The organism is Stenotrophomonas sp. STEN009, from assembly GCF_056760395.1.
Map to the genome: position 1 here is coordinate 37,194 of NZ_JBRRES010000022.1, position 21,352 is coordinate 58,545.

The following is a 21,352-nucleotide window of genomic DNA, read 5'->3' on the forward strand; positions in this document are numbered from 1 at the left end:
TCTTCCACGCCGTGCCGCCCCGCCCCTTCCTGGCCCTGCCGTCCCCATGAATGCCATCGCCCAGCCTGTAGCCGCCCCGTCCACGCGCGACGCGCGTGATGCCCGCAACGACAAACTGTTCCGATGGGTGCTGGTCGGCACCGTCATCTTCGTCCTGATCGCCCTGGCCTGCGCGGCTCTGTCAATGCTGTGGGGCGGCCGTCATGCCCTGCAGATGCAGGGCCTGAGCTTCTTCTTCTCTTCCGACTGGAATCCGGTCGAAAACAAGTTCGGTGCGCTTGCTCCGATCTACGGCACCCTGGTCACCGCGCTGATCGCGATGGTCATCGCCGTGCCGGTCAGCTTCGGCATCGCCTTCTTCCTGACCGAAGTGGCGCCACGCTGGCTGCGGGGGCCGGTCGGCACCGCCATCGAACTGCTGGCAGGTATTCCCTCCATCATCTACGGCATGTGGGGCCTGTTCGTGCTGGTACCGGTGATGACCGAGTACGTCACCCCGTTCCTCAACGAAACGCTGGGCGAATGGCCGGTCATCGGCCCGATGTTCCAGGGCCCACCGCTGGGCATCGGCATGCTGACCGCCGGCTTCGTGCTGGCCATCATGGTCATCCCGTTCATCTCTTCGGTCATGCGCGAGGTGTTCCTGACCGTACCGACCCGCCTGAAGGAATCGGCCTATGCGCTGGGATCGACCAAGTGGGAAGTGAGCTGGGACATCGTGCTGCCCTACACCCGTTCGGCGGTGATCGGCGGCGTCTTCCTCGGCCTTGGCCGCGCACTGGGCGAGACCATGGCCGTGGCCTTCGTGATCGGCAACAGCGTGCGCCTATCGCCGTCGCTGCTGGAGCCGGGCACCACCATCGCCGCCCTGATCGCCAACGACTTCGGCGAGGCCACTGAAACCTACCGCTCGGCGCTGCTGCTGCTTGGCTTCGTCCTGTTCATCGTCACCTTCGTGGTGCTCGCCATCGCCCGCCTGATGCTGATGCGCCTGGCCCGCAAGGAGGGCAACTGATGTCCACCACCGCTGACTCGCTGTACCTGCGCCGCCGCATCGGCAATGTCGTCGCCATCGCGCTGTCCTGCGCCACCGCGCTGTTCGGTCTGTTCTTCCTGGGCTGGATCCTGTTCACCCTGGCCGCGAAGGGCCTGGCCGGCATCAACCTGGACCTGTTCACCAAGATGACACCGCCGCCGATGCAGGAAGGCGGCCTGGCCAACGCCTTCTTCGGCAGCGCGGTGATGTGTGCGCTGGCGATCGGCATCGGCACCCCGCTGGGTGTCCTGGCCGGCACCTGGCTGGCCGAGTACGGCAATGCCCGCAAGGCCGGCACCGTGGTCCGCTTCGTCAACGACATCCTGCTGTCGGCCCCGTCGATCGTGCTGGGCCTGTTCGTCTACACCCTGTACGTGATGCAGACCGGCGGCCAGTTCTCCGCCTTCGCCGGTGCGCTGTCGCTGGCCTTCATCGTGCTGCCGGTGGTGGTGCGTACCACCGACGAAATGCTGCGCCTGGTGCCCTCGCAGATGCGCGAAGCGGCGCTGTCGCTGGGCATCCCGCAATGGAAGGTGATCGTGCAGGTGCTCTACCGCAGCGCCTCGGCCGGCATCATCACCGGCATCCTGCTGGCGCTGGCCCGCATCTCCGGTGAGACCGCACCGCTGCTGTTCACTGCCTTCGGCAACCAGTACTGGAACAGCAACGTGTTCCAGCCGATGGCCTCGGTGCCCGTGGTGATGAACCAGTTCGCCGGCAGCCCGTACGAATCCTGGCAGGTGCTGGCCTGGGCCGGTGCCCTGGTGCTGACCGTCTTCGTGTTGCTGGTCAGCCTCGCCGCCCGCGGCCTCCTGCTGCGCAACCGCATCTCCCATGACTGACCTTTCCGTGGAAACCACCATGAACGATCTTTCCAATGCCGTGCCGATGCAGCGCATCGCCGTGCCGGCCTCGCACGAGAACCTGCATACCCCGGCTCCGGTCAAGCTCGCTGCGCGTGGCCTGGACTTCTACTACGACAAGTTCCACGCCCTCAAGGGCATCAACCTGGAGATCCCGGAAAAGCGCGTCACCGCGCTGATCGGCCCCTCCGGTTGCGGCAAGTCGACCCTGCTGCGCATCTTCAACCGCATCTACGCGCTGTACCCGAAGCTGGAAGCACGCGGCGAAGTGCTGCTGGACGGCGAGAACATCCTGTCGCCGAAGTTCCCGATGAACCGGCTGCGCAGCAAAGTAGGCATGGTGTTCCAGAAGCCGGTGCCGTTCCCGATGACGATCTTCGAGAACGTGGCCTACGGCATCCGCCACCACGAGAAGCTGTCCAAGGGTGAGATGAGCGACCGCGTCGAGCAGGCACTGCGTCAGGGCGCGCTGTGGGACGAGGTGAAGGACAAGCTCAACCAGAGCGCGCTGGGTCTTTCCGGTGGCCAGCAGCAGCGCCTGTGCATCGCCCGCGCCGTCGCCCTGCGCCCCGACGTGCTGCTGCTGGACGAACCGACTTCGGCACTGGACCCGATCTCCACCAGCCGCATCGAGCAACTGGTGGAAGAGCTCAAGAACGATTACACCATCGTCATCGTCACCCACAACATGCAGCAGGCCGCCCGCGTATCGGACTACACCGCCTTCATGTACCTGGGCGACCTGATCGAACATGACCGCACCGAAGTGATCTTCTCGCAGCCGTCCAAGCAGCAGACCGAAGACTACATCACCGGTCGCTTCGGCTGACCGGACCGCGGCTTCTTCACAGACAACGCCAGTCGGGCATGGCCCGGCTCTACATGACGGAACAACCATGAATCTTCCCAACGACCACATCGTCAAGAGCTACGACGAAGAGCAGCAGCGCCTGGTGGCCGAAATCGTGCGCATGGGCGAGATGGCCGTCGCCCAGCTCGAAGCATCGATGGACGTGATCGAGAAGCGCGATGAGAACGCCGCCCATCGCATCATCGCCAACGATGAGGCGATCGATGCACTGGAGCAGCAGATCAGCCACGACGTGATGCGCCTTGCGCTGCGCGGCCCGATGGCGCGCGACCTGCGCGAAATCCTTGCGGGCCTGCGCATCCCCGCCGACATCGAGCGGATCGGCGACTACGCGGCCAACGTTGCCAAGCGTTCGATCGCACTGGGCAAGGTGCCGCCGCTGCCGCAGATCCAGGGCCTGCGCGCCCTGGGCCGGCTGGCCGCACAGCAGGTGCGCCGCGCCATCGCGGCCTACCGCGACAATGATGCCGAGGCGGCGCTGGCCCTGCGCGAGGATGACGCGCGCCTGGATGCGCAGTACACCGCGCTGTTCCGCGAACTGCTGACCTACATGATGGAAGATCCACGCAACATCACGCCGTGCACCCACCTGCTGTTCATGGCCAAGAATCTGGAACGCGTGGGCGACCACGCCACCAACATCGCCGAGAACGTCTGGTTCCTCGTGCATGGAGAGCAGCCGCTGCCGCCGCGCGAGAAGCGCGACGAAACCTCCAGCACCGGTCAGCCCTGACGCTGCACTGCAACACCGGAGTCGACTCCAGAGTGGCCGCTGTCCGCGCGACAGCGGCCTTTCTTTTTGGGCCTTCCAGCATTTCCAAAGGCGCCGCGCCTGCCTGGCAAGGCCCCGCCCCCTGACTGCGCGGAAAATCTCACGAAAATTTGAGTTCTCTGCGAGGATTCGTTGAGTAGGATCGGCGCACGATCGCTTCCACCGGCACCTCTGCCGGCCACCCGGGCACCCGCCCACACCACCCAGGAGCACAACCGATGAGCAGTACCAACAAGACCCTGTCCCTGCTGACCGCTACCGCCCTTGTCGCCGGCCTGGGCATGACGGCCAGCGCTTCGGCTCTGAGCATGAGCGATCTGGCGCAGGGCTATCTGGTGGCCGGCCAGGCCGCCAAGGCCACCGATGCCAAGGCTGCCGACGCGCGTACCGGCGACGCCGCCAAGCATGCCGAAGGCAAGTGCGGCGCCGATGGCAAGAGCGCCGAAGGCAAGTGTGGTGGCGACAAGGGCAAGGCCGCCGCCGGCACCGATGCAAAGGCCAAGAGCACCGGCGACAAGAAGGCGGCCGAAGGCAAGTGCGGCGAAGGCAAGTGCGGTGGCAAGCACTGACGTCCGCGCCAGCGCTGTCCACCGGCGGGCGCCGCTTCCCGCGGCGGCCGCCGGGTTGGGCCTGCGCCGCGCGCTGCTGCAGGCGCTGCGCGAGGCACCGGCCGGCGACTTCGACTTCCTCGAATGTGCGCCGGAAAACTGGATCCACGTAGGCGGCCCGGCAGGCGATGCACTGGCCGAACTGGCGGCGCGGCATCCGCTGAGCTGCCACGGCCTGTCGCTGTCGCTGGGCGGCAGTGCACCGCTGGACACGCAGCTGCTGGCACAGGTTGGCCGGTTCCTGGACGAGCACCGCGTGCCGCTCTACAGCGAGCACCTGAGCTACTGCAGCGACGACGGCCATCTGTACGACCTGCTGCCGATTCCGTTCACCGATGAAGCCGTGCGCCATACCGCCACGCGCATTGCCCGTGTGCAGGACCTGCTCGGCCGGCGCATCGCGGTGGAGAACGTGTCCTACTACCTGGCACCGGAACCGTCCATGGACGAACTGTCCTTCACCAACGCGGTGCTTGCCGAAGCGGACTGCGACCTGCTGCTGGACGTCAACAACGTCTACGTCAACGCCTGCAACCATGGCTACGACGCCGACACGTTCATCGCCGGCCTGCCGGCACAGCGCATCGTCTGCCTGCACGTGGCCGGGCACCTGGATGAAGCGCCGGACCTGAAGATCGACACCCATGGCAGCGCCGTGATCGATCCGGTCTGGGAGCTGCTGGCACGTACCTATGCGCGCATCGGCCCCCGCCCCACCCTGCTCGAACGCGACTTCAACTTCCCCCCATACGCCGAGCTCCAGAGCGAGCTGCAGACCATCCGCCGCCTGCAGGCCGACCCAGCCGGAGGCAGCACGCATGGCTGAAGCGCCGGAACGGCTGCGTGCGCAGCAGCACGCGTTCACCGCCCATCTGCGCGACCCGGACACCGTGGCCGCGCCGGCCGGCATGGAGCCGCGACGCGTAGCGGTGTACCAGCGCCTGCTGTTCAACAACCTGCTGGGTCTGTTGAGCAACGGGTTCCCGGTCTGCGTGCGCCTGCTCGGTGAACCGGGCTGGAGTGCCCTGGTGCGCAGCTACTTCGCGACGCATCGCTGCCGCAGTCCGCTGTTCACCGAACTGGCCGCCGAGTTCGTGCAGTGGCTGCAGGCACAGCCGCAGCTTCCGCATCCGGCGCTGGCCGAGCTGGCCCACTACGAGTGGGTGGAAACGGCGTTGTACCAGCTGCAGGCCGAGCCGCTGCCGGTGGCCGGCGCGATCGATCCTCGGGTGGTCGCCCTGCAGCGTTCGCCGCTGGCCTGGCCCTTGCTGTATCAATGGCCGGTCCACCGGCTTGGCGCGGACGATGCGCCGCGCACGGCTCCGGCCGAGCCGACCGGCCTGCTGGTCCGGCGCGATGCTGACGGTGAGGTGCGTTTCGCCAGCCTCAGCCCACTGGCGGTGCATCTGCTGGCCCGCATCGGCGAGCAGCCCGGCGCCGATGGCAACACCTACCTGCGGCAGCTGGCACTGGCACACGGGCTGGAGGAGCACGCGTTGGACGAGGCCGGTGCCGCCCTGCTGCAACAGTTCCTGCAAGCCGGCGTAATCGGCCCGATCACGCCGCCGCCCTGACGCCCCACTCCCGGAGATTCCCGATGAACTACCCGATCCTGGCCACCGCGCGTGGCCAGCTGGACCGTCTCGCCCCCTGGTTGGCCCCGCTGGGCCTGCGCGTACTGCTGGCCTGGGAGTACTTCGAATCCGGCCTGGAGAAACTGCACGGCCAGAACTGGTTCGCCGACCTGCAGCAGGCCTTTCCGTTTCCATTCGACCACTTGCCGGCCGCGCTGAACTGGCAACTGGCCACTTGGTTCGAACTGCTGGGTGCCGCCTGCCTGCTCGTCGGTTTCGGCACCCGCTTTGCCGCTGCCAGCCTGCTGGTGCTGACCGTGGTGGCGACCCATGCGGTGCACTGGCCGATGGAATGGCACTCGCTGGGCGACCTCGCCATGGGGTATGCAATCAGCGACCAAGGCTTCGGCAACTTCAAACTGCCCGTGCTGTTCATGGCGATGCTGCTGCCGTTGCTGTTCGCTGGCGCCGGCAGGCTGAGCGTCGATGCACTGCTGGCCCGGCATGGCGCTGGCGGGGGCACCTGGGCGGGAGCCGGTCCGCGATGCCGCTGATTGGCGCGCCGCCCGCAACGCCCCATCCGGCTGCGCGCACCGGGCGCTCAGGAACGCTCTGCTAGAATCCACGCATGACCGACCCCACCCCCGCACCTGACGTCGCCCCCGTTTCCGCAGTACCGCAGGCGCAGCGTGCGATGTCACAACGCTTCCGTGGCTTCCTGCCGGTGGTGGTGGACGTGGAGACCGGCGGCTTCGACGCCCAGCGCAACGCGCTGCTGGAGATCGCGGCGGTGCCGATCGAGATGAACGAGAACGGCCTGCTCTTCCCCGGGCAGACCGCCAGCGCGCATGTCGTGCCGGCCGAAGGGCTGGAAATCGATCCGAAGTCGCTGGAAGTCACCGGCATCATCCTGGATCACCCGTTCCGGCTGGCCAAGGAAGAGCGCGCCGCGCTGGACCATATCTTCACCCCGGTTCGCGCCGCAATGAAGAAGTACGGCTGTCAGCGCGCAATCCTGGTCGGCCACAACGCGCATTTCGACCTCGGTTTCGTCAATGCCGCCGTCGCCCGTACCGGGCACAAGCGCAATCCGTTCCACCCCTTCAGCGTATTCGACACGGTGACGCTGGCCGGCATCGCATACGGGCAGACGGTGCTGGCACGTGCTGCCAATGCGGCGGGACTGGGCTGGGATGCCAACGAAGCGCATAGCGCGGTGTACGACACCGAGCAGACGGCACGGCTGTTCTGCACGATCGCCAACGCCTGGCCGCGGTAACCGTCAGCGCCCCTCTCGCCGCGCAGGCGTGGGTGCCGACCGTGGGCCGGCACCGCCGGCGCGTCAACCGATGCTCGTGCGATCCCGCCCGTCGCTCTTGGCACGGTAGAGCGCGCGGTCGGCGCGCTGGTACAGCAGGGCCGGGGTGCGGTCTTCGGCCTCCAGTTCGACCAGTCCCGCACTGAAGGTCACCCTCAGCCCGTCCACGCCCGCCCAGTCCGGGTGGTCATGGAACAGCCCCCTCAACCGCGCGCACAGCTGCGCGGCTTCCTCCAGCCGGGTGTCGTTGAGCAGCAGCGCGAATTCTTCGCCGCCCGTGCGCGCAGGCAGGTCCGAGTCACGACAGGCCGTGGCGATCACCCGCGCCACCTCGACCAGTACCGCATCACCGGTACTGTGGCTGTAGCGATCGTTGACAGCCTTGAAGTGATCGATATCCAGCACCACCAGGCATAGCGGGTGGCCGCTGCGCTGCGATCGTGCGAAGTCACGCGCCAGGGTTTCATCGAAGCCGCGGCGGTTGGCCAATCCGGTCAGCGCATCCTCCCGCGCCTGGCGCTCGAACGCTTCGGCCTGCCGTGCGAGGCGTTCGGCCAGCTCGGTCTTCTCCTGGTTCACCGCCTGCAGATGGACGGTCTGGGCCTGCAGGTCGAAGGTGGCCTCGTCCACGCGGCGAGCCAGACGCAGGTTGCTGGCCTTCAGCTGCTGCAGCAGGAAGCGGTACAGCGCCACCAGCCCGGCCAGCAGCAGGATGCCGCCCAGCGCCTGCACGCTGCGCCGTTGCCACCAGAACGGCTCCACGCTGAAGCTCCATACGGCTTCCTGCTGGCCCCAGGCGCCACTCGGGTGCGCGGCGGCCACGTGCAGCGTGTAATCGCCCGGTGGCAGGCCAACGAACTCCACGCTGCGCTGTGGACCGCGCTCGACCCAGCCGCTGTCCAGTCCATCCAGGCGCGTGCGGTAGCGGATCCGGTCCGACATCAGGTAGCTCAGGCCGACATAGCTCACCGCGAGGCGACGACCACCGGGAATCAGATTGCGTTCGGCGCCCTCCCAGTGCACCGGCGCGCCGTCCACCTGCACGTTCTCGATCGCCGCTGGCGGTGCCCGCCGTTCGCGGAAGCGCTGCAGGCGCTGCGGATCGACCGTACTCAGGCCCCCCGCGGTGACCACCCAGAAGGTGCCATCCTGGCGCAGGATCGCCGAGGGGCCGGAGCTGCCGTTGGCCTGTGCATTGGCCATGCCGTCGATCTCGTTGTAGCGCTCCACGCTCACCCGCGGCGCGCGGCCGTCGGCCACGGCATTGAGAGTCGCCATGTCGGTGCGCAGCACGCCACGGTTGCTGCTGATCCATACGTTGCCCAGCCGGTCGGGTACCAGCTGGAACACCGCGTCGACCGGCATGCCCTGCTCCAGGCCGACGCGGGCCAGCCGCCCGCCCTGCCAGCGGTACAGGCCACGATCACTGCTGATCCACATCGCGTCACCGAGCTGGTGAAAGCCGAACACACTGCGTCCGCCCCCCAGCGGCGCCAGATCGATCGCCTGCACACGGTTGCCGCGCAGCACGCGGATGCCCTCGATCGTGCCGATCCACAGGTTGCCCTGGTGATCGTGTTCCAGCGCTGTGATCAGCCCGGTCGGCATGCCCGCCACCGGCGACACCTGCACCCGGTCGCCGTCGATGCGCACCACTCCCTTCTGCGTTCCGGCCCAGACCGCCCCGCTCGAATCCACGCTGATCGCGCGGATGTTGCCACCCGGCATGCCATCGTCGGCGGCGTAGTTGTGGCGCAGGCGGCCGTCCCGGGACAGGCGGTAGACGCCGTCACCGAAGGTTCCCACCCAGAGATCGCCGTCCGGCCCCTGCGCCAGGCTCAGCACCGACGGCGCCTTGCCACCGCGGTTGTGCAGCGGCATGGCCTGGAAACGGCCATCGGCATTCTGTCGATCCAGGCCACTGGCACTGCCCACCCACAGCTGGCGGTCACGATCTTCCAGCACGGTGCGCACGTAATCGCCGCTGAGCCCATCGCGCTCGGTGTAGCTGCTGAACAGGGTCTCGCGCAGGCGGTAGAGGCCGCCGTTGGCCCCCACCCAGATGCTGCCCTCGTCATCCTCGCGCAGGCTCACCACGCGCCCGCCCGGCAGGCTCAGGCCCGCAGGCAGCCGCTCCAGTCCATGCGAGGAAATCCGCAGCAGCCCCTGGTTCTCGGTGCCCAGCCAGAGATCACCGTGGCGGTCCTGCAGCATCGAGGTCAGGTGCAGCTGGCCCGGCAGCCGGTGCACCAGCACCAGCCGGTCATCCTCGACCCGGTACAGGCGCTCGCCCGCCACGATCCACAGCGCACCGTCCGGCGCCCGGTACGGCCAGGACAGGCCACTGCCCGCGCCCAGCCCCCAGGCGGCGGGCGCGCGCTTCAGCACGCCATCGTTGTCACGCAGTACCAGGCCATCGAGCGTGCCGACCCAGACCCGATCCTGCGCATCCACCACCAGTTTGGTGAAGCTCATCGCCATCGGCAGATCGGCAGCCGGCGCCTGATAGACAAGGCCTTTGTCCGGCGCGAGATAACCCAGGCCCTTGCCTTCGTAGAGCAGCCACAGGCGCCCCTGGCTGTCCATCTGCATCGACTGGATCAGTACCTGCGGGGTATCCGGCTGGTGCTCCCACACACGCCACTGGCCATCACTGCCACGTCGGCTGACATTGCCGCGCGAGTCGCTGATCCACAGCCCGCCCTGACGGTCGACGAACAACGCGCCGATGCCGTTGTCGCGCAGCCCGGGCCGCGTGCTGCGGTCGTACACGGTGAAATCCAGGCCGTTGTAGCGCACCAGGCCTTCCCAGGTGGCAAACCAGAGATGGCCTTCTGGCGTCTGCGCGATGTCGCGCAGCGAGTTGTGCGGCAGGCCGTTGCGCGAGGTCCACACATCGATGGCGTAGTCGCGCAGCGGCGGTGCACCGCTCTGTGCCTGCAACGGCAATGCAGCAGCCAGCAGCAGCCACAGAAGGCTGTGTCGCAGCACCGCCCTCCAGTCCCACGCGTGACGCTCCACCCAGCGCCCGTCGTCCCCCTGCCCGCCCATCACCGCAGCAGTGGCGGCCGGGTACTGCGGCCAGGCGGGGCGGCAGGTGGAAATGCCCAGGCAGCGCGGGGCGGCGTGCCGACGGGAACAGGCTGGCTCATCGGGGGGCGTCTGGGGAGATGCGCGAATGATAGGGCAAACGCCAGCCCGCCGCGCCTGCCCAGCCGTGCCCCCCCCCCTCCCCCGGGCAGCAACGGCGGGCTTTCTGGCTCACCCGTGCAGGCGGTACGGATTTCTGGCGGAAGGGCGTGGTCCGGCACACCTTCCCGAGCCCAGGCGGTGACCACAGGCAGGACCAGAAGACCCCTCGCCTGGCGCCTCTGCGGAGGGACAGCTACGTCCTGTCGCCAGCACGACGCCTGTAATGGGCCACCAGATCCGCCGGGTAGTACTCGTGGTCGCGGAAGCTCGCATCGTCGATGTCGAACAGCATTACGACCAGCGCGGCCTCGAAGGCCCAGTAGCCCATGTAGCCGCTGTCGTCGTCACGGTGATTCCCGTGCCAGTACACGTTGCGGCTGCCTGCATACCAGCCGTCCAGGAACTTCTTTACGAGCCCGGGCCGGTCCGAGGGTGAGGCGATTGCTTCCATGAGCGGAAGGTACTGGCGATACAGCACCTGCCTCCCCAGAACTCTTTCATCTTCAACCAGCAGTATCGCGATTTCGTCAAAGAGTCGATCCTTTCCCGCATTCCCAATCAGCGTGAGGGCCCTCGCAAGGTAGGTCGAGCCCATACCGGCGCTGACCGCGATCGCCAGCCACCAGAGGTGATCGACGTAGTGATCTTCACGAAGATCCTCGAACTGTGCGCGATAGTTCTGGTCCTCCAAAGGCAATTGATCGCACTGATGCAGAAGCTGCCCACGCGAAACAAGCAGCTGGTTCAGGTCAGCATGAAGCGAAACAATAGCGTCGCCCCTTGAGAATCGCATGACCAACCGACGAAGGATGCGACCGGACACATCCGACGCGCCGAGAACACATCCCCTGGGAGGATAGGCTCGAGTCGCGATTGAATGATCAATACGCGCCACCTCCACGGAGTCATAATCGATCCAATCCGTGAAGTACGGCTCCAGCATCCGGGTGTCACGCTGCGCACTCATGCGCCATCGTCCCACGGGCCGATCAAAGAAACGGTGTCGCCGATTTTTTCATCACCAATGTATGTCAGGCGGCGGATCCGGGTAGCTGTAGGCCCCATCGATGCCATTCTCTCCCGGACGATACACGCCATCGGTCTTTCCCACTGGCGTCAGGCCCTTGCCCAGCATCGCCTGATGCGCCATCGCCTCGCCGAACGCGGCGCCTGCGGCGCGCGTGCGCCGCCCTCGCCATCCATGTGGCCGCTGAGCACTCGGTATCGGGTAGGGGCGCCGTAGTGGCGATGCAGCACCACCTCACCTCCGGCGACCGCGTCGCGGGCGACGAAGCCGCTGGCTGATCGCATCGCCGCCGCGCTCGATTCGTCCCCGCACCCGGTGCGAGCATCTGAGCCGCCTGACCATCAGATACCTGCGCCAGCACGACGCCTGTAATAAGCCACCAGATCGGCCGGGTAGTACTCGTGGTCGCGGAAGCTCGAATCGTCGATATCGAACAGCATCACGACCAGCGCGGCCTCAAAGGCCCAGTAGCCCATGTAGCCGCTGTCGTCGTCACGGTGATTCCCGTGCCAATAGAGGTTGCGGCTGCCCGCATACCAGCCATCCAGGAACTTCTTTACGAGCCCCGGTCGGTCCTGGATCGATGCGACGGCCTTTGCTAGCGGAAGGTACTGGCGATACAGCACGTGATTGGCAGCGGGTCGGCCTGTGTCTCCCAATGCAATCGCAACTCTGTCGAAAAGCTCGTCTTCCCCGGCGTGCTTCATCAAGCCAAGTGCACTTCGCACATAAGAGCCCTCCATACCCGCGGCAACCGAGAATGCCAACCACCAGAGGTACTTTGTGTACCTGTCCGGCCGAAGATCCTCCCACACTGCACGAATCATCTGATCCTGTGCGCCCAAGGCATCGGCGCACAGATCAACGCGCCGCCTTGCAAGCAGCAATTCTTCCAGCCCCCCCAGTACTTCAACCAGATCGTCGCCACGCGAGTAGCGCATGACCATTATCTGAAGGAGCAGGGAAAACACGGAACTCGATGCATTGGCGCGTCCGACGTCGGTGTACCTGTGTGAATCAATACGATCAACGACCTCTGCAACCTCATCCAGCCGGAACTCGATGATTCCAGAGAAATATGCCTTGGATTTCCTGCTATCGCGCATCATCGGTCCAGTTCAAAATGATGAAGGGCCAATCACCCTTCCGTCCACGCCAAGCTTGTAGGACTGCGTCGTGCCATCTTCGGCCACCCTGATCAGAATCGACTCAACCCGCCCCTGATTCATCGCATCCCTCATCCTTCTTGCCTCTACGACCCCCACCTTGGAATCAAGACGCTCGTTTATCCATTCGCTGTCCATCTGCCGCGTACCGTCCCTGTACGGTCCACCCAACCGGCCCGTGTTGTACTTCGCTTCGGTGATCACATAGTCGGGCGGCGGATCCGGGTGGCTGTAGACCCCATCGATGCCATTCTCTCCCGGACGATACACGCCATCGGTCTTTCCCACTGGCGTCAGGCCCTTGTCCAGCATCGCTTGATGCGCCCTCGCCTCACCGAACGCGGCACCTGCGGCGCGCGTGCGCGGCAGTCGGGTTTCCACCACCCCATCGGCATCCGGCGCCCGGCTTTCCGTGTGCCGACGCTTGCGCAAGCGCAATGCCCGCGCCAATGCGGTGAACGCCTCGCCCAGCTCGTCCAGCAGCGCTGCCAGACGCTGCCCCAACCGCCCGATCCGGGCCGCCCAGGTTGCGCCGCCATAGGCGGTTCCGGCCGTGCCTGCGCTGAACGCGCCCAGCAGCACGCTGATCACGACATCGAGCGCAAACTGGCTGCCGTAGCGCTGGGTCAGCTCCTGCAGCTCGTCTGGCGGCACCGCCTTCGCCCAGTCCGCGGGGAACGCCGCCAACAGCTGCCAGGTCGGGCCGTCGTCGAACAGCAGGATCAGCTGCTCCTTGATCGCACTGGCCTTGTCCAGCACCTGCTCGCCTGCTGCACGATGCCCCGCGATGCGTGCATCCAGCCCGTCCCAGTCGCCCGTCAGCAGCAGTCCGCTCAGTTCGCGCAGTTCCGCATCGGCCTTGAAGCGCAGCACCGCCAGCTGCCACACCGCTTCCACGCTGCCGCTGGCCCAGTCCCATGTGCCTCTGGCCTGGCCTTCGATGCGATTCAGTTCCATCAGGAAGGCCTGATGCGCAGCGCTGGCACTGTTCCATTGCCGCCAGTCCGCAGCAAAATCCTGCCGGGTCTGCTGCACGATGCGCTGCAGGGCCGCGCGAAGGCGTTCGCGGCAGGCCTCGATCTCAGCCGAGTCGGTGCTGTCGGCCTCGTGCTGGTAGATCACCTGCACCGGCCCCACGCTTACCTGCGGCAGGCGTGCACGACCTTCGTCATCGAGATGGCCGCTGAGCACGCGGCCATCAGACAGGGTCGCCCGGTAACTGACACCGCGCGCGGGCGTGCAGTCCAGGTCGCCGTAGTGGCAATGCAGCACGACCTCGCGCGTAGCGACCGCATCGCGGGCAACGAAACCGCTGGGCGGCGGCGTGGCGTTCCACAGGTCCACTGCTGCCGGCGCGGCAGGCGGCGCGGAGACCGACGCACCGCCACCGCCTCCGCCGTCAACCACATACACCAGCGACTGAGCACCTCCGAGCAGCCTGCAGCCACAGGCCAGCGAATCGCCTTCGCGCGCGATCGGCTTGCCGTCGAGGATCAGCGTCGGGTCACCGGTGACGATCTCGAACGCGCCGCCATGCTTCGGGCACGTTGCCTTGTCGCCCACGCAGGCGACAGCCTTGCCTTCGATATCCGTATTCGACGATCCGGTCAGCACCCGCCCGCCGCCCGTGGTGGCGTCGCCCACCACGATCCACATCCGTGCCATCTGCCATCCGCAAGGAACTTCGATGGCTTCAGGTGACCGGCCGCACGCAGCGCAGGCAATTCAACGCTGACGCAATTGCCTCGACTGCCTGTGAAACGCCTTGCAGCGCAGGCAATTACCGTGGGTGACGCATTCGCCCTATCGTGCTGCAGGCAGGGCTATCGCGTCAGTTTTGCGTGGGGCCTGCCGGAACGCAGCCCCCACCGCGTCTGCTCAGCCTGCCCGACCCGGCGCCACCACCTGTGCACTGGCCGGCCATTGCACCACGGCTTCCAGTCCGCCCTCGGCACGGTTGCGCAGCCACAGCCGCGCGCCGTCCTTCTCGGCCAGCGCGCGCGCAATGGTCAGGCCCAGCCCGGCCCCACCGGTTTCGCGCGAACGCGAGGTCTCCACCCGCACGAACGGGTCGAACACGGCTTCCAGCTGGTCGTCGGCCAGGCCGGGGCCATCATCGGCCACCACCACGGTGATGCTGCCGCCGCCCCGCTCGATGCGCACCCGCACGCGCTGGCCGTACATCACCGCGTTGTCCACCAGGTTCGAGAACAGGCGGTGCATCGCCAGTGGCCGCAGCATCAGCACCGCATCGCTCCTGCCCTCGAAGACGACATCGGCCCCACCTTCTGCGGTGTCCTCGACGATGCTCTCCAGCAGCGAATCCAGGTCCAGTGCAGCGCGCTGCTCGGCGCTCTCGGCACTTCGGGCCAGCTCCAGGCCCTCGCGGACCAGTGCCTGCATCGCAGCCAGATCGCCGATCAGGCGCTCGCGCAGCGCCTCATCGGTCACGTTCTCCAGCCGCAGGCGCAGGCGGGTCAGCGGTGTCTGCAGATCGTGGGTGATCGCCGCCAGCATCTGCGTACGCTCGGCCAGGTGTCGCTGCAGGCGGTGTTGCATGGCATTGAAGGCCTCGGCGGCGCGCTGTACTTCACGCGGGCCGCGCAGCGGCAGCGGATCGCGCTGCAGGTCGTCGCCAAGATCCTCGGCGGCGGCGGCCAGCTCCTGCAGCGGTGCGCTGGCCATGCGGGCCACGATGTAGGCCAGTACCGCGATGGCCAGCACAAGCAGGGTCAGGAACAGCGGGTCCACGGCCAGGATGCCGTTGTGGGCCACCGCAGGGGAATCCAGTGCCAGCTTCAGCAACGTACCGTCGTTGAGGGTGACGTCCACCGCGCGGCATTTGGGCGGGATGAACGCCGGATCGCGCTCGCGAGGATGCTTGCGGTAGCCGGGCGGCGGCGGTGGCAGCAGTTCCTGCAGCCTGGGAATGCAGGAGCGGAACGAAGTGAAGTGCACCTGCGCCCGCGCGACCGGGCCCGGGCGGTCCTCCAGCACTTCCATCAGCGCAGCATCGGCACGTCCCACGCGCGCACCGGACTGCAGCGCGCGCACGCTCGGCCCGCCCACTTCCAGCAGGCGCTCGCGCAGCTCGGGATTGCCGTCGAGCAGATTGACGTAGCCCTGCAGGCGATCGGCGATGCGGTTGAGGTTCTGCCGCTCGAACTCCTGCTGCCGCTTGGAGGTGGCCAGCATGGTCGCGCCGATCGCCGCCACCGACATGCCCAGCAGCAGGATCACGAACAGCCGCCCGACCATCGAGGACAGAAAGTGGCGCAGGCGATTCATCGCGGCTTATTCCAGGTTGACGGCCGAGGCGAGGACATAGCCTTCGTTGCGCACGGTCTTGATCAGCCCATCGGGACCGCCATCGTCACCCAGCTTGTTGCGCAGGCGGCTGACCTGCAGGTCGATCGCGCGATCCTGCGCCTCATAGTTACGGCCGCTGCTGAGCGCGACCAGCTGCTCACGCGACAGGACCTTGTTGGCATGTGCGATGAATACCCGCAGCAGGCGGAACTCCGCGCCGGACAGCACCACCACGCGCCCATCCGGATCGACCAGGTGGCGGTGCTCCAGATCGAACACCCAGCGCGAGAATCGTGCACGGCGCACCGCCAGTGGCTCCAGATTGGCCGGCAGGGCTTCGGTACGGCGCAGCACGTTGCGGATGCGCGCCAGCAGCTCGCGCGGCTCGAACGGCTTGGCCAGATAGTCATCGGCGCCCATTTCCAGGCCCAGCACGCGATCGATCGGTTCCGCGCGGGCGGTCAGCATGATCACCGGCGTGTTCGAGCGTGCGCGCAGGTCACGGCACAGGGTCAGGCCATCCTCGCGCGGCAGGTTGAGGTCGAGCACGATCAGGTCCACGTGTTCGCGCTCCAGCAGCTGGCGCATGCTGGTGCCGTCGGCCGCCGTGCTGACTTGGTAGCCGGCGCGGCCGAGCTGCTCGGCCAGCAGGGTGCGGATGTCGTTGTCGTCGTCGACGATCAGCAGTCGATGCATCGGGTTTTCAGTCTCCATGTCGCGGATCATCCCGTGTCGGGAGCTGAACCGCATCCTGGCCAATGCGTACCACTGTATCCACCCGCGGGCCGGATACCTGTCGATACGCGCTTTCGCCGACAGTGTTACACACAGACACACCCTGAGGATTGAGCGGTTGATCGCCCGGTCTTCACAATGCCCACCATCGCCGCCATCGCGGCACCGAGAGTGAAGCCACCACGTGATCCGCCGCCTGTTGCCCGCAACCCGCCGGGGCCGCCTGATGCTGGCCGCCCTGCTCGTCCTGATCGCTGCCGTGGCCGCCTGGTGGCTGCTGCGCAAGCCGGCCGCTCCGGCCCTGGCCACCACCCCCGTAGGCCGTGGCGACATCGAACAGACCGTTGAGGCGACCGGCGTGATCGACGCCTACAAGCTGGTCAGCGTAGGTGCGCAGGCCTCCGGCCAGATCAAATCGCTGAAGGTGCAGCTGGGCGATACGGTGAAGGAAGGCGACCTGATCGCCGAGATCGACGCCACCACCCAGCAGAACCAGGTACTCAACGCACAGGCCTCGCTGGACCAGGTGATCGCGCAGCGGGCGGTGCAGCAGGCGACACTGCGCCAGGCCGAGCTGGAATTCGCACGCCAGCAGCAGATGCTGGCCGCCGAGGCCACCTCCCGCCAGGAGTACGATGCCGCCGAAGCACAGCTGAAAACCGCGCGCGCCCAGCTGCAGTCCTACGAGGCACAGATCAAGGGTCGCGAAACCGAGCTGGGTACCGCCCGGGCCAACCTGGCCTACACCCGGATCACCGCGCCGATGGACGGCACCGTGGTCGCCGTGGTGGCCGAGGAAGGCCGCACGGTGAACGCCAACCAGACCGCGCCGACCATCGTCATGCTGGCGCGCCTGGACGTGGTGACGGTCAATGCCGAGGTGTCCGAGGCGGACGTTGTGAAGATCAAGGCCGGCATGCCGGTGTACTTCACGACGCTGGGCGACCCGGACCGGAAGTATCACGCCACGCTGCGGCAGATCAATCCGGCACCGGCATCGATTGCCAATGAAAGCTCGTCCAGCTCCAGCAGCTCTTCCAGTTCCAGCTCCAGCAGCGCGGTGTACTACAACGCCCTGTTCGACGTGGAGAACCCGGACGGCACCCTGCGCATCGACATGACCGCGCAGGTGTCGGTCCTGCTCAAGCAGGCCAAGGGCGTGCTGATGGTACCGGCGGTGGCACTGGGGCCGAAGACCCGCGACGGCGAGCGCGTGGTACGGGTGGTGGATGATCGGGGCCAGCCACAACCGCGCAAGGTCAAGGTCGGCATCAACAACGGTGCATCGGCTGAAATCCTCTCAGGCCTGCAGGAGGGCGAACGCGTGGTGGTCGGCGAGGCCAGCGCCGCGGCAGCGTCTGCGGGCGGCGGCAACCGGGGAGGCATGCAGATGCGCGTCGGCGGCCCGGGCATGGGCCCGCGCCGATGAGCACGACGGCGCCGTTGCTGCGCCTGCGTGACCTGCGACGCGAGTTCCCGGCCGGCGACGACGTCATTGCCGTGCTGCGCGACGTCAACCTGGACATCCACGCCGGCGAAATGGTCGCCATCGTCGGCCAGTCCGGTTCGGGCAAGTCCACCCTGATGAACATCCTCGGCTGCCTGGATCGCCCCACCCGGGGCAGCTACCAGGTGGCCGGCCGCGAAACCGGCCGGATGCAGCCGGACGAGCTGGCCGAACTGCGGCGCGGGCATTTCGGCTTCATCTTCCAGCGCTACCACCTGCTCGGTGACCTGGATGCACGCGGCAACGTGGAAGTGCCGGCGGTATACGCGGGCAGCCCCGGCCCGGTACGCAACGCGCGGGCCGAGCAGCTGCTGCAACGGCTCGGCCTGGGCGACCGCATGCATCACAAGCCGGGCCAGCTGTCCGGTGGCCAGCAGCAGCGTGTGTCGATCGCGCGTGCATTGATGAACGGCGGGGAGGTGATCCTGGCCGATGAACCCACCGGCGCCCTGGATACGAAATCCGGCGAAGAGGTGATGGCAATCCTGGGCGAGCTGCATGCCGAGGGACATACCATCATCATCGTCACCCACGACATGAGCGTGGCCGAGCATGCCCAGCGCATCATCGAGATCCGCGATGGCGAGATCATCGCCGACCGCGCCAATCCTGATGCGCCGTCCTACCGCGCGCGACGCGAGGCCAGCACCGGTGTTGCCCACGGCAACAGCTGGCGCGCAGCGCGCGACCGCTTCACCGAAGCGTTCCGCATGGCCCTGCTGGCGATGAACGCGCATCGCCTGCGCACGTTCCTGACCATGCTCGGCATCATCATCGGCATTGCTTCGGTGGTCTCGGTGGTCGCGCTCGGCAACGGCTCGCAGCAGCAGATCCTGCAGAACATCAGCGCGCTGGGAACCAACACCATCGATGTGTATCCCGGCCGCGGTTTCGGCGACATGCGCTCTGCACGCGTACAGACGCTCAAGGCCAGCGATGCCGATGCGCTCTCACGGCAGAGCTACGTGGACAGCGCCACGCCCAGCGTGTCGACCTCGGTCACCGCGCGTTACCGCAACCAGTCCTCCACCGCCCAGGTCAGCGGCGTTGGCGAGCAGTTCTTCCGGGTGAAGGGCGTGACCCTGCTCAGTGGCAGCTTTTTCGATGCCGATGCGGTGCGAGGGCTGGCCCAGGTCGCGATCATCGACGAGAACACCCAGACCCAGTTCTTCCCCGGCGTCGATCCTGTCGGCCAGGTCATCCTGCTCGGCAACGTGCCGGTGCGGGTGGTCGGTGTCGCCAAACGGCAGAGCTTCGGCTTTGGTGGCAGCACCAGTCTCAGCATCTGGGTGCCGTACACGACCGTGATGTCACGCATGCTGGGCCAGAGTCAGGTCTCCAGCATCACCGTGCGCGTGGATGACGCCACGCCGATGGACGCCGCGCAGGAGGCGATCACCCGCCTGCTGACGATGCGCCATGGTACCGAGGATTTCTTCCTCAGCAACAGCGCCGAAATCCGCGAGACCATCGAGCAGACCACACGCACGATGACCCTGCTGATCGGCGCGATCGCCGCCATCGCACTGCTGGTCGGTGGCATCGGCGTGATGAACATCATGCTGGTCTCGGTCACCGAGCGGACCCGCGAGATCGGTGTGCGCATGGCCGTGGGTGCCCGGCAGAGTGACATCCGCCAGCAGTTCCTGATCGAGGCGGTGCTGGTGTGCCTGCTCGGTGGCCTGCTCGGCGTCGGCCTGGCGCTGCTGCTGGGCTCGATGATCGGACGTTTCGCCAGCGACTTCCAGGTGCTGTTCTCCACCGCTTCGATCATCGCCGCATTTGCCTGCTCCACCCTGATCGGCGTGGGCTTCGGCTTCCTTCCCGCGCGCAATGCCGCGCAGCTCGACCCGGTGGAGGCCCTGGCCCGCGAATGAAGACGATGCCCATGCTCCCCTTTCCTGCTCCCTCGCGCCTGCTGCTGGCCGGCGCCGTACTGATTGCCCTGTCCGGCTGTGCCTCGGTCGGCCGTTATCCGGTTGCCGATCCCGACGTGGCTGCTGCTTATGGGCGTGGCGATGCCGCACTCAACGCACCGGTGGACGCTCCACGCAGCAGCCTGGATACGCCTGCCCGCGACATCCGCGAGGATGTCTGGTGGAGCGGTTTCGGCGATGAACGTCTGGACCGGCTGGTAGCCCGGGCGCTGGCCGCCAACAGTGACCTTGCCGCCGCCGGCCTGGCCGTGCAGCGTTCCCGCCTGCAGGCCGGGCTCGCCAGCAACGCGCTTTGGCCACAGCCGTCCTCGTCGGGCGTCAGTGGCAGCGGCAGCCGTGCCACCGACCAGGCCGACGACTGGCGCCGCAGCTATTCCACCGGCGTTTCGCTGGCCTGGGAAGTCGATCTGTGGGGCCGGCTGAGGACCCAGCGCGACATCGCACGCTGGGAGGCTGAAGCCACCGAGGAAGATCGACAGAACACCGCCCTGCTGGTGATCGGCGATGCCATCAGCCAGTACTGGGCGTTGGCGTACCTCAACCAGTCGATCAGCACCGGCCAGGCCAACCTGGAGCGACTGGAACGCACCCGCGAACTGGTCCAGGCCCGTTTCGATGCCGGTGCGGTTTCGCGCCTGGAAGTACGCCAGGCCCTGCAGAACCTGCAGTCGCAGCGCGCTGCGCAGAGTGCGCTGGAACAGCAGCGCGTGGAAGTGCGCAATGCGCTGACCGTGCTGCTCGACGGCACCCCGTGGCCCCAACAGGACGAGCCGCAGAACCTGCAGCAGGCACGCAGCCCTGCCATCGCTGAAGGCCTGCCGGCGGACCTGCTCGCTCGCCGTCCCGACCTGCGCGCGGCCGAGCTGCGGCTGCGCAACAGCCTGAAGACGATCAAGGTCACCGCCACCCAGTACTACCCTGCGTTGAGCCTGACCGGCAGCCTCGGTTCCAGCGCGACCTCGCTGGGCGATGTCCTGCGCAATCCGGTGGCCACGCTCGGTGCCGGCCTGTCCCTGCCCTTCCTCAACCTGCAGCGCGCACAGCTGGATACCGACGTGGCCGGTACCAACTACCAGATCGCCGCGACCGGGTTCCGCAAGACGCTGTACACCGCCCTGTCGGAAGTGGACAACGCGCTGTCGGCACGCGAGCAGCTGGCGCGCCAGGTGGCGGCGTCGCAGGCCTCGTATGACGAGGCGGTGGAAGTGGAACGCATGCAGGAAGTGCGCTACCGCGTGGGTGCCACCGACCTGCGGACCTGGCTGGAAGCCCAGCAGACCCGGCGCGATGCGGAGTTGTCACTGGCCCGCGTCCGGCAGAGCCAGTTGACCAACGATGTGACGCTGTTCAAGGCGCTGGGCGGCAGCGCGGGGTAGCGCCGGGCCATGCCCGGCGGCGTGGAGCGCGGCTTGCCATGAGCGTGGTCGGACTGGATCC

Annotated in this window: 18 protein-coding genes; 12 read left to right on the forward strand and 6 right to left on the reverse strand. The window is 67.0% G+C overall.

The window, feature by feature from the left end; all coding sequences use genetic code 11:
- Positions 1-46: 46 nt before the first annotated feature.
- The 9 genes from pstC (at position 47) to rnt (ending at position 7,003) form a co-directional block, all read left to right on the forward strand.
- Entirely contained in the window at positions 47-1,015 is a 969-nt protein-coding gene (gene pstC, locus ACVOMM_RS11720; RefSeq protein WP_481526277.1) for a phosphate ABC transporter permease subunit PstC, read from the forward strand.
- The gene (gene pstA / locus ACVOMM_RS11725; protein ID WP_053518203.1) at positions 1,015-1,878 is read left to right on the forward strand and encodes a phosphate ABC transporter permease PstA; all 864 of its coding nucleotides are present in this window, start codon (positions 1,015-1,017) and stop codon (positions 1,876-1,878) included. The genes pstC and pstA overlap by 1 nt, the downstream gene beginning before the upstream one ends.
- A gap of 19 nt (positions 1,879-1,897) precedes the next feature.
- Entirely contained in the window at positions 1,898-2,728 is an 831-nt protein-coding gene (gene pstB, locus ACVOMM_RS11730) for a phosphate ABC transporter ATP-binding protein PstB (protein WP_053518202.1), read from the forward strand.
- A gap of 67 nt (positions 2,729-2,795) precedes the next feature.
- A complete protein-coding gene (gene phoU, locus ACVOMM_RS11735) occupies positions 2,796-3,503 on the forward strand; it encodes a phosphate signaling complex protein PhoU (RefSeq protein WP_053518201.1) in 708 nt (235 codons plus the stop codon).
- A gap of 257 nt (positions 3,504-3,760) precedes the next feature.
- Positions 3,761-4,111, forward strand: a complete 351-nt coding sequence (locus ACVOMM_RS11740) for an HvfA family oxazolone/thioamide-modified RiPP metallophore (protein WP_053518199.1) — start codon at positions 3,761-3,763, stop codon at positions 4,109-4,111.
- Positions 4,098-4,976: an HvfB family MNIO-type RiPP peptide maturase gene (locus tag ACVOMM_RS11745; protein ID WP_481526278.1), complete on the forward strand. Its 879-nt coding sequence runs from the start codon at positions 4,098-4,100 to the stop codon at positions 4,974-4,976. The genes ACVOMM_RS11740 and ACVOMM_RS11745 overlap by 14 nt, the downstream gene beginning before the upstream one ends.
- Positions 4,969-5,724: an HvfC family RiPP maturation protein gene (locus ACVOMM_RS11750; protein ID WP_128987826.1), complete on the forward strand. Its 756-nt coding sequence runs from the start codon at positions 4,969-4,971 to the stop codon at positions 5,722-5,724. Before ACVOMM_RS11745 ends, ACVOMM_RS11750 begins: the two co-directional genes overlap by 8 nt.
- Before the next feature lie 23 nt (positions 5,725-5,747).
- Positions 5,748-6,278, forward strand: coding sequence for an HvfX family Cu-binding RiPP maturation protein (locus tag ACVOMM_RS11755; RefSeq protein WP_111185747.1), 531 nt, complete (start codon positions 5,748-5,750; stop codon positions 6,276-6,278).
- Between the two features lie 140 nt (positions 6,279-6,418).
- Complete coding sequence (gene rnt / locus ACVOMM_RS11760) at positions 6,419-7,003, forward strand: ribonuclease T (RefSeq protein ID WP_481526286.1); 585 nt, start codon at positions 6,419-6,421, stop codon at positions 7,001-7,003.
- Between the two features lie 63 nt (positions 7,004-7,066).
- Here rnt and ACVOMM_RS11765 read toward each other — a convergent pair whose 3' ends face one another.
- The 6 genes from ACVOMM_RS11765 to ACVOMM_RS11790 all read right to left on the reverse strand — a co-directional run bounded on the left by ACVOMM_RS11765 (position 7,067) and on the right by ACVOMM_RS11790 (position 16,450).
- A complete protein-coding gene (locus tag ACVOMM_RS11765) occupies positions 7,067-10,093 on the reverse strand; it encodes a ligand-binding sensor domain-containing diguanylate cyclase (protein WP_065181197.1) in 3,027 nt (1,008 codons plus the stop codon).
- Between the two features lie 334 nt (positions 10,094-10,427).
- Positions 10,428-11,201 carry a PoNe immunity protein domain-containing protein gene (locus tag ACVOMM_RS11770; protein ID WP_481526279.1) on the reverse strand — a complete coding sequence of 258 codons (774 nt, stop codon included), beginning with the start codon at positions 11,199-11,201 and terminating at the stop codon, positions 10,428-10,430.
- A gap of 401 nt (positions 11,202-11,602) precedes the next feature.
- Complete coding sequence (locus tag ACVOMM_RS11775) at positions 11,603-12,370, reverse strand: PoNe immunity protein domain-containing protein (protein ID WP_128987823.1); 768 nt, start codon at positions 12,368-12,370, stop codon at positions 11,603-11,605.
- A 9-nt stretch (positions 12,371-12,379) separates the two neighbouring features.
- On the reverse strand, positions 12,380-14,092 hold the full coding sequence (locus ACVOMM_RS11780) for a PAAR domain-containing protein (RefSeq protein ID WP_481526280.1): 1,713 nt from the start codon (positions 14,090-14,092) through the stop codon (positions 12,380-12,382).
- A 213-nt stretch (positions 14,093-14,305) separates the two neighbouring features.
- Positions 14,306-15,715, reverse strand: coding sequence for an ATP-binding protein (locus ACVOMM_RS11785; RefSeq protein WP_053518188.1), 1,410 nt, complete (start codon positions 15,713-15,715; stop codon positions 14,306-14,308).
- Between the two features lie 6 nt (positions 15,716-15,721).
- Positions 15,722-16,450, reverse strand: coding sequence for a response regulator (locus tag ACVOMM_RS11790; RefSeq protein WP_053518224.1), 729 nt, complete (start codon positions 16,448-16,450; stop codon positions 15,722-15,724).
- A 205-nt stretch (positions 16,451-16,655) separates the two neighbouring features.
- Between ACVOMM_RS11790 and ACVOMM_RS11795 the strand changes: the two genes are divergently transcribed.
- The 3 genes from ACVOMM_RS11795 to ACVOMM_RS11805 are packed head-to-tail and all read left to right on the forward strand — an operon-like array spanning position 16,656 to position 21,291.
- A complete protein-coding gene (locus tag ACVOMM_RS11795) occupies positions 16,656-17,900 on the forward strand; it encodes an efflux RND transporter periplasmic adaptor subunit (protein WP_111185757.1) in 1,245 nt (414 codons plus the stop codon).
- Entirely contained in the window at positions 17,897-19,855 is a 1,959-nt protein-coding gene (locus ACVOMM_RS11800; RefSeq protein WP_481526281.1) for a MacB family efflux pump subunit, read from the forward strand. Before ACVOMM_RS11795 ends, ACVOMM_RS11800 begins: the two co-directional genes overlap by 4 nt.
- Positions 19,852-21,291 carry an efflux transporter outer membrane subunit gene (locus ACVOMM_RS11805; RefSeq protein ID WP_180875658.1) on the forward strand — a complete coding sequence of 480 codons (1,440 nt, stop codon included), beginning with the start codon at positions 19,852-19,854 and terminating at the stop codon, positions 21,289-21,291. The genes ACVOMM_RS11800 and ACVOMM_RS11805 overlap by 4 nt, the downstream gene beginning before the upstream one ends.
- Positions 21,292-21,352: the final 61 nt, after the last annotated feature.

Excerpts from the sequence above, each read along its gene's own strand:
- pstC (WP_481526277.1), top strand. The coding sequence starts at position 47 with ATGAATGCCATCGCCCAGCCTGTAGCCGCCCCGTCCACGCGCGACGCG.
- pstA (WP_053518203.1), top strand. The coding sequence starts at position 1,015 with ATGTCCACCACCGCTGACTCGCTGTACCTGCGCCGCCGCATCGGCAAT.
- pstB (WP_053518202.1), top strand. The coding sequence starts at position 1,898 with ATGAACGATCTTTCCAATGCCGTGCCGATGCAGCGCATCGCCGTGCCG.
- phoU (WP_053518201.1), top strand. The coding sequence starts at position 2,796 with ATGAATCTTCCCAACGACCACATCGTCAAGAGCTACGACGAAGAGCAG.
- ACVOMM_RS11740 (WP_053518199.1), top strand. The coding sequence starts at position 3,761 with ATGAGCAGTACCAACAAGACCCTGTCCCTGCTGACCGCTACCGCCCTT.
- ACVOMM_RS11750 (WP_128987826.1), top strand. The coding sequence starts at position 4,969 with ATGGCTGAAGCGCCGGAACGGCTGCGTGCGCAGCAGCACGCGTTCACC.
- ACVOMM_RS11755 (WP_111185747.1), top strand. The coding sequence starts at position 5,748 with ATGAACTACCCGATCCTGGCCACCGCGCGTGGCCAGCTGGACCGTCTC.
- rnt (WP_481526286.1), top strand. The coding sequence starts at position 6,419 with ATGTCACAACGCTTCCGTGGCTTCCTGCCGGTGGTGGTGGACGTGGAG.
- ACVOMM_RS11765 (WP_065181197.1), bottom strand. The coding sequence starts at position 10,093 with ATGGGCGGGCAGGGGGACGACGGGCGCTGGGTGGAGCGTCACGCGTGG.
- ACVOMM_RS11770 (WP_481526279.1), bottom strand. The coding sequence starts at position 11,201 with ATGAGTGCGCAGCGTGACACCCGGATGCTGGAGCCGTACTTCACGGAT.
- ACVOMM_RS11775 (WP_128987823.1), bottom strand. The coding sequence starts at position 12,370 with ATGATGCGCGATAGCAGGAAATCCAAGGCATATTTCTCTGGAATCATC.
- ACVOMM_RS11780 (WP_481526280.1), bottom strand. The coding sequence starts at position 14,092 with ATGGCACGGATGTGGATCGTGGTGGGCGACGCCACCACGGGCGGCGGG.
- ACVOMM_RS11785 (WP_053518188.1), bottom strand. The coding sequence starts at position 15,715 with ATGAATCGCCTGCGCCACTTTCTGTCCTCGATGGTCGGGCGGCTGTTC.
- ACVOMM_RS11790 (WP_053518224.1), bottom strand. The coding sequence starts at position 16,450 with ATGGAGACTGAAAACCCGATGCATCGACTGCTGATCGTCGACGACGAC.
- ACVOMM_RS11800 (WP_481526281.1), top strand. The coding sequence starts at position 17,897 with ATGAGCACGACGGCGCCGTTGCTGCGCCTGCGTGACCTGCGACGCGAG.
- ACVOMM_RS11805 (WP_180875658.1), top strand. The coding sequence starts at position 19,852 with ATGAAGACGATGCCCATGCTCCCCTTTCCTGCTCCCTCGCGCCTGCTG.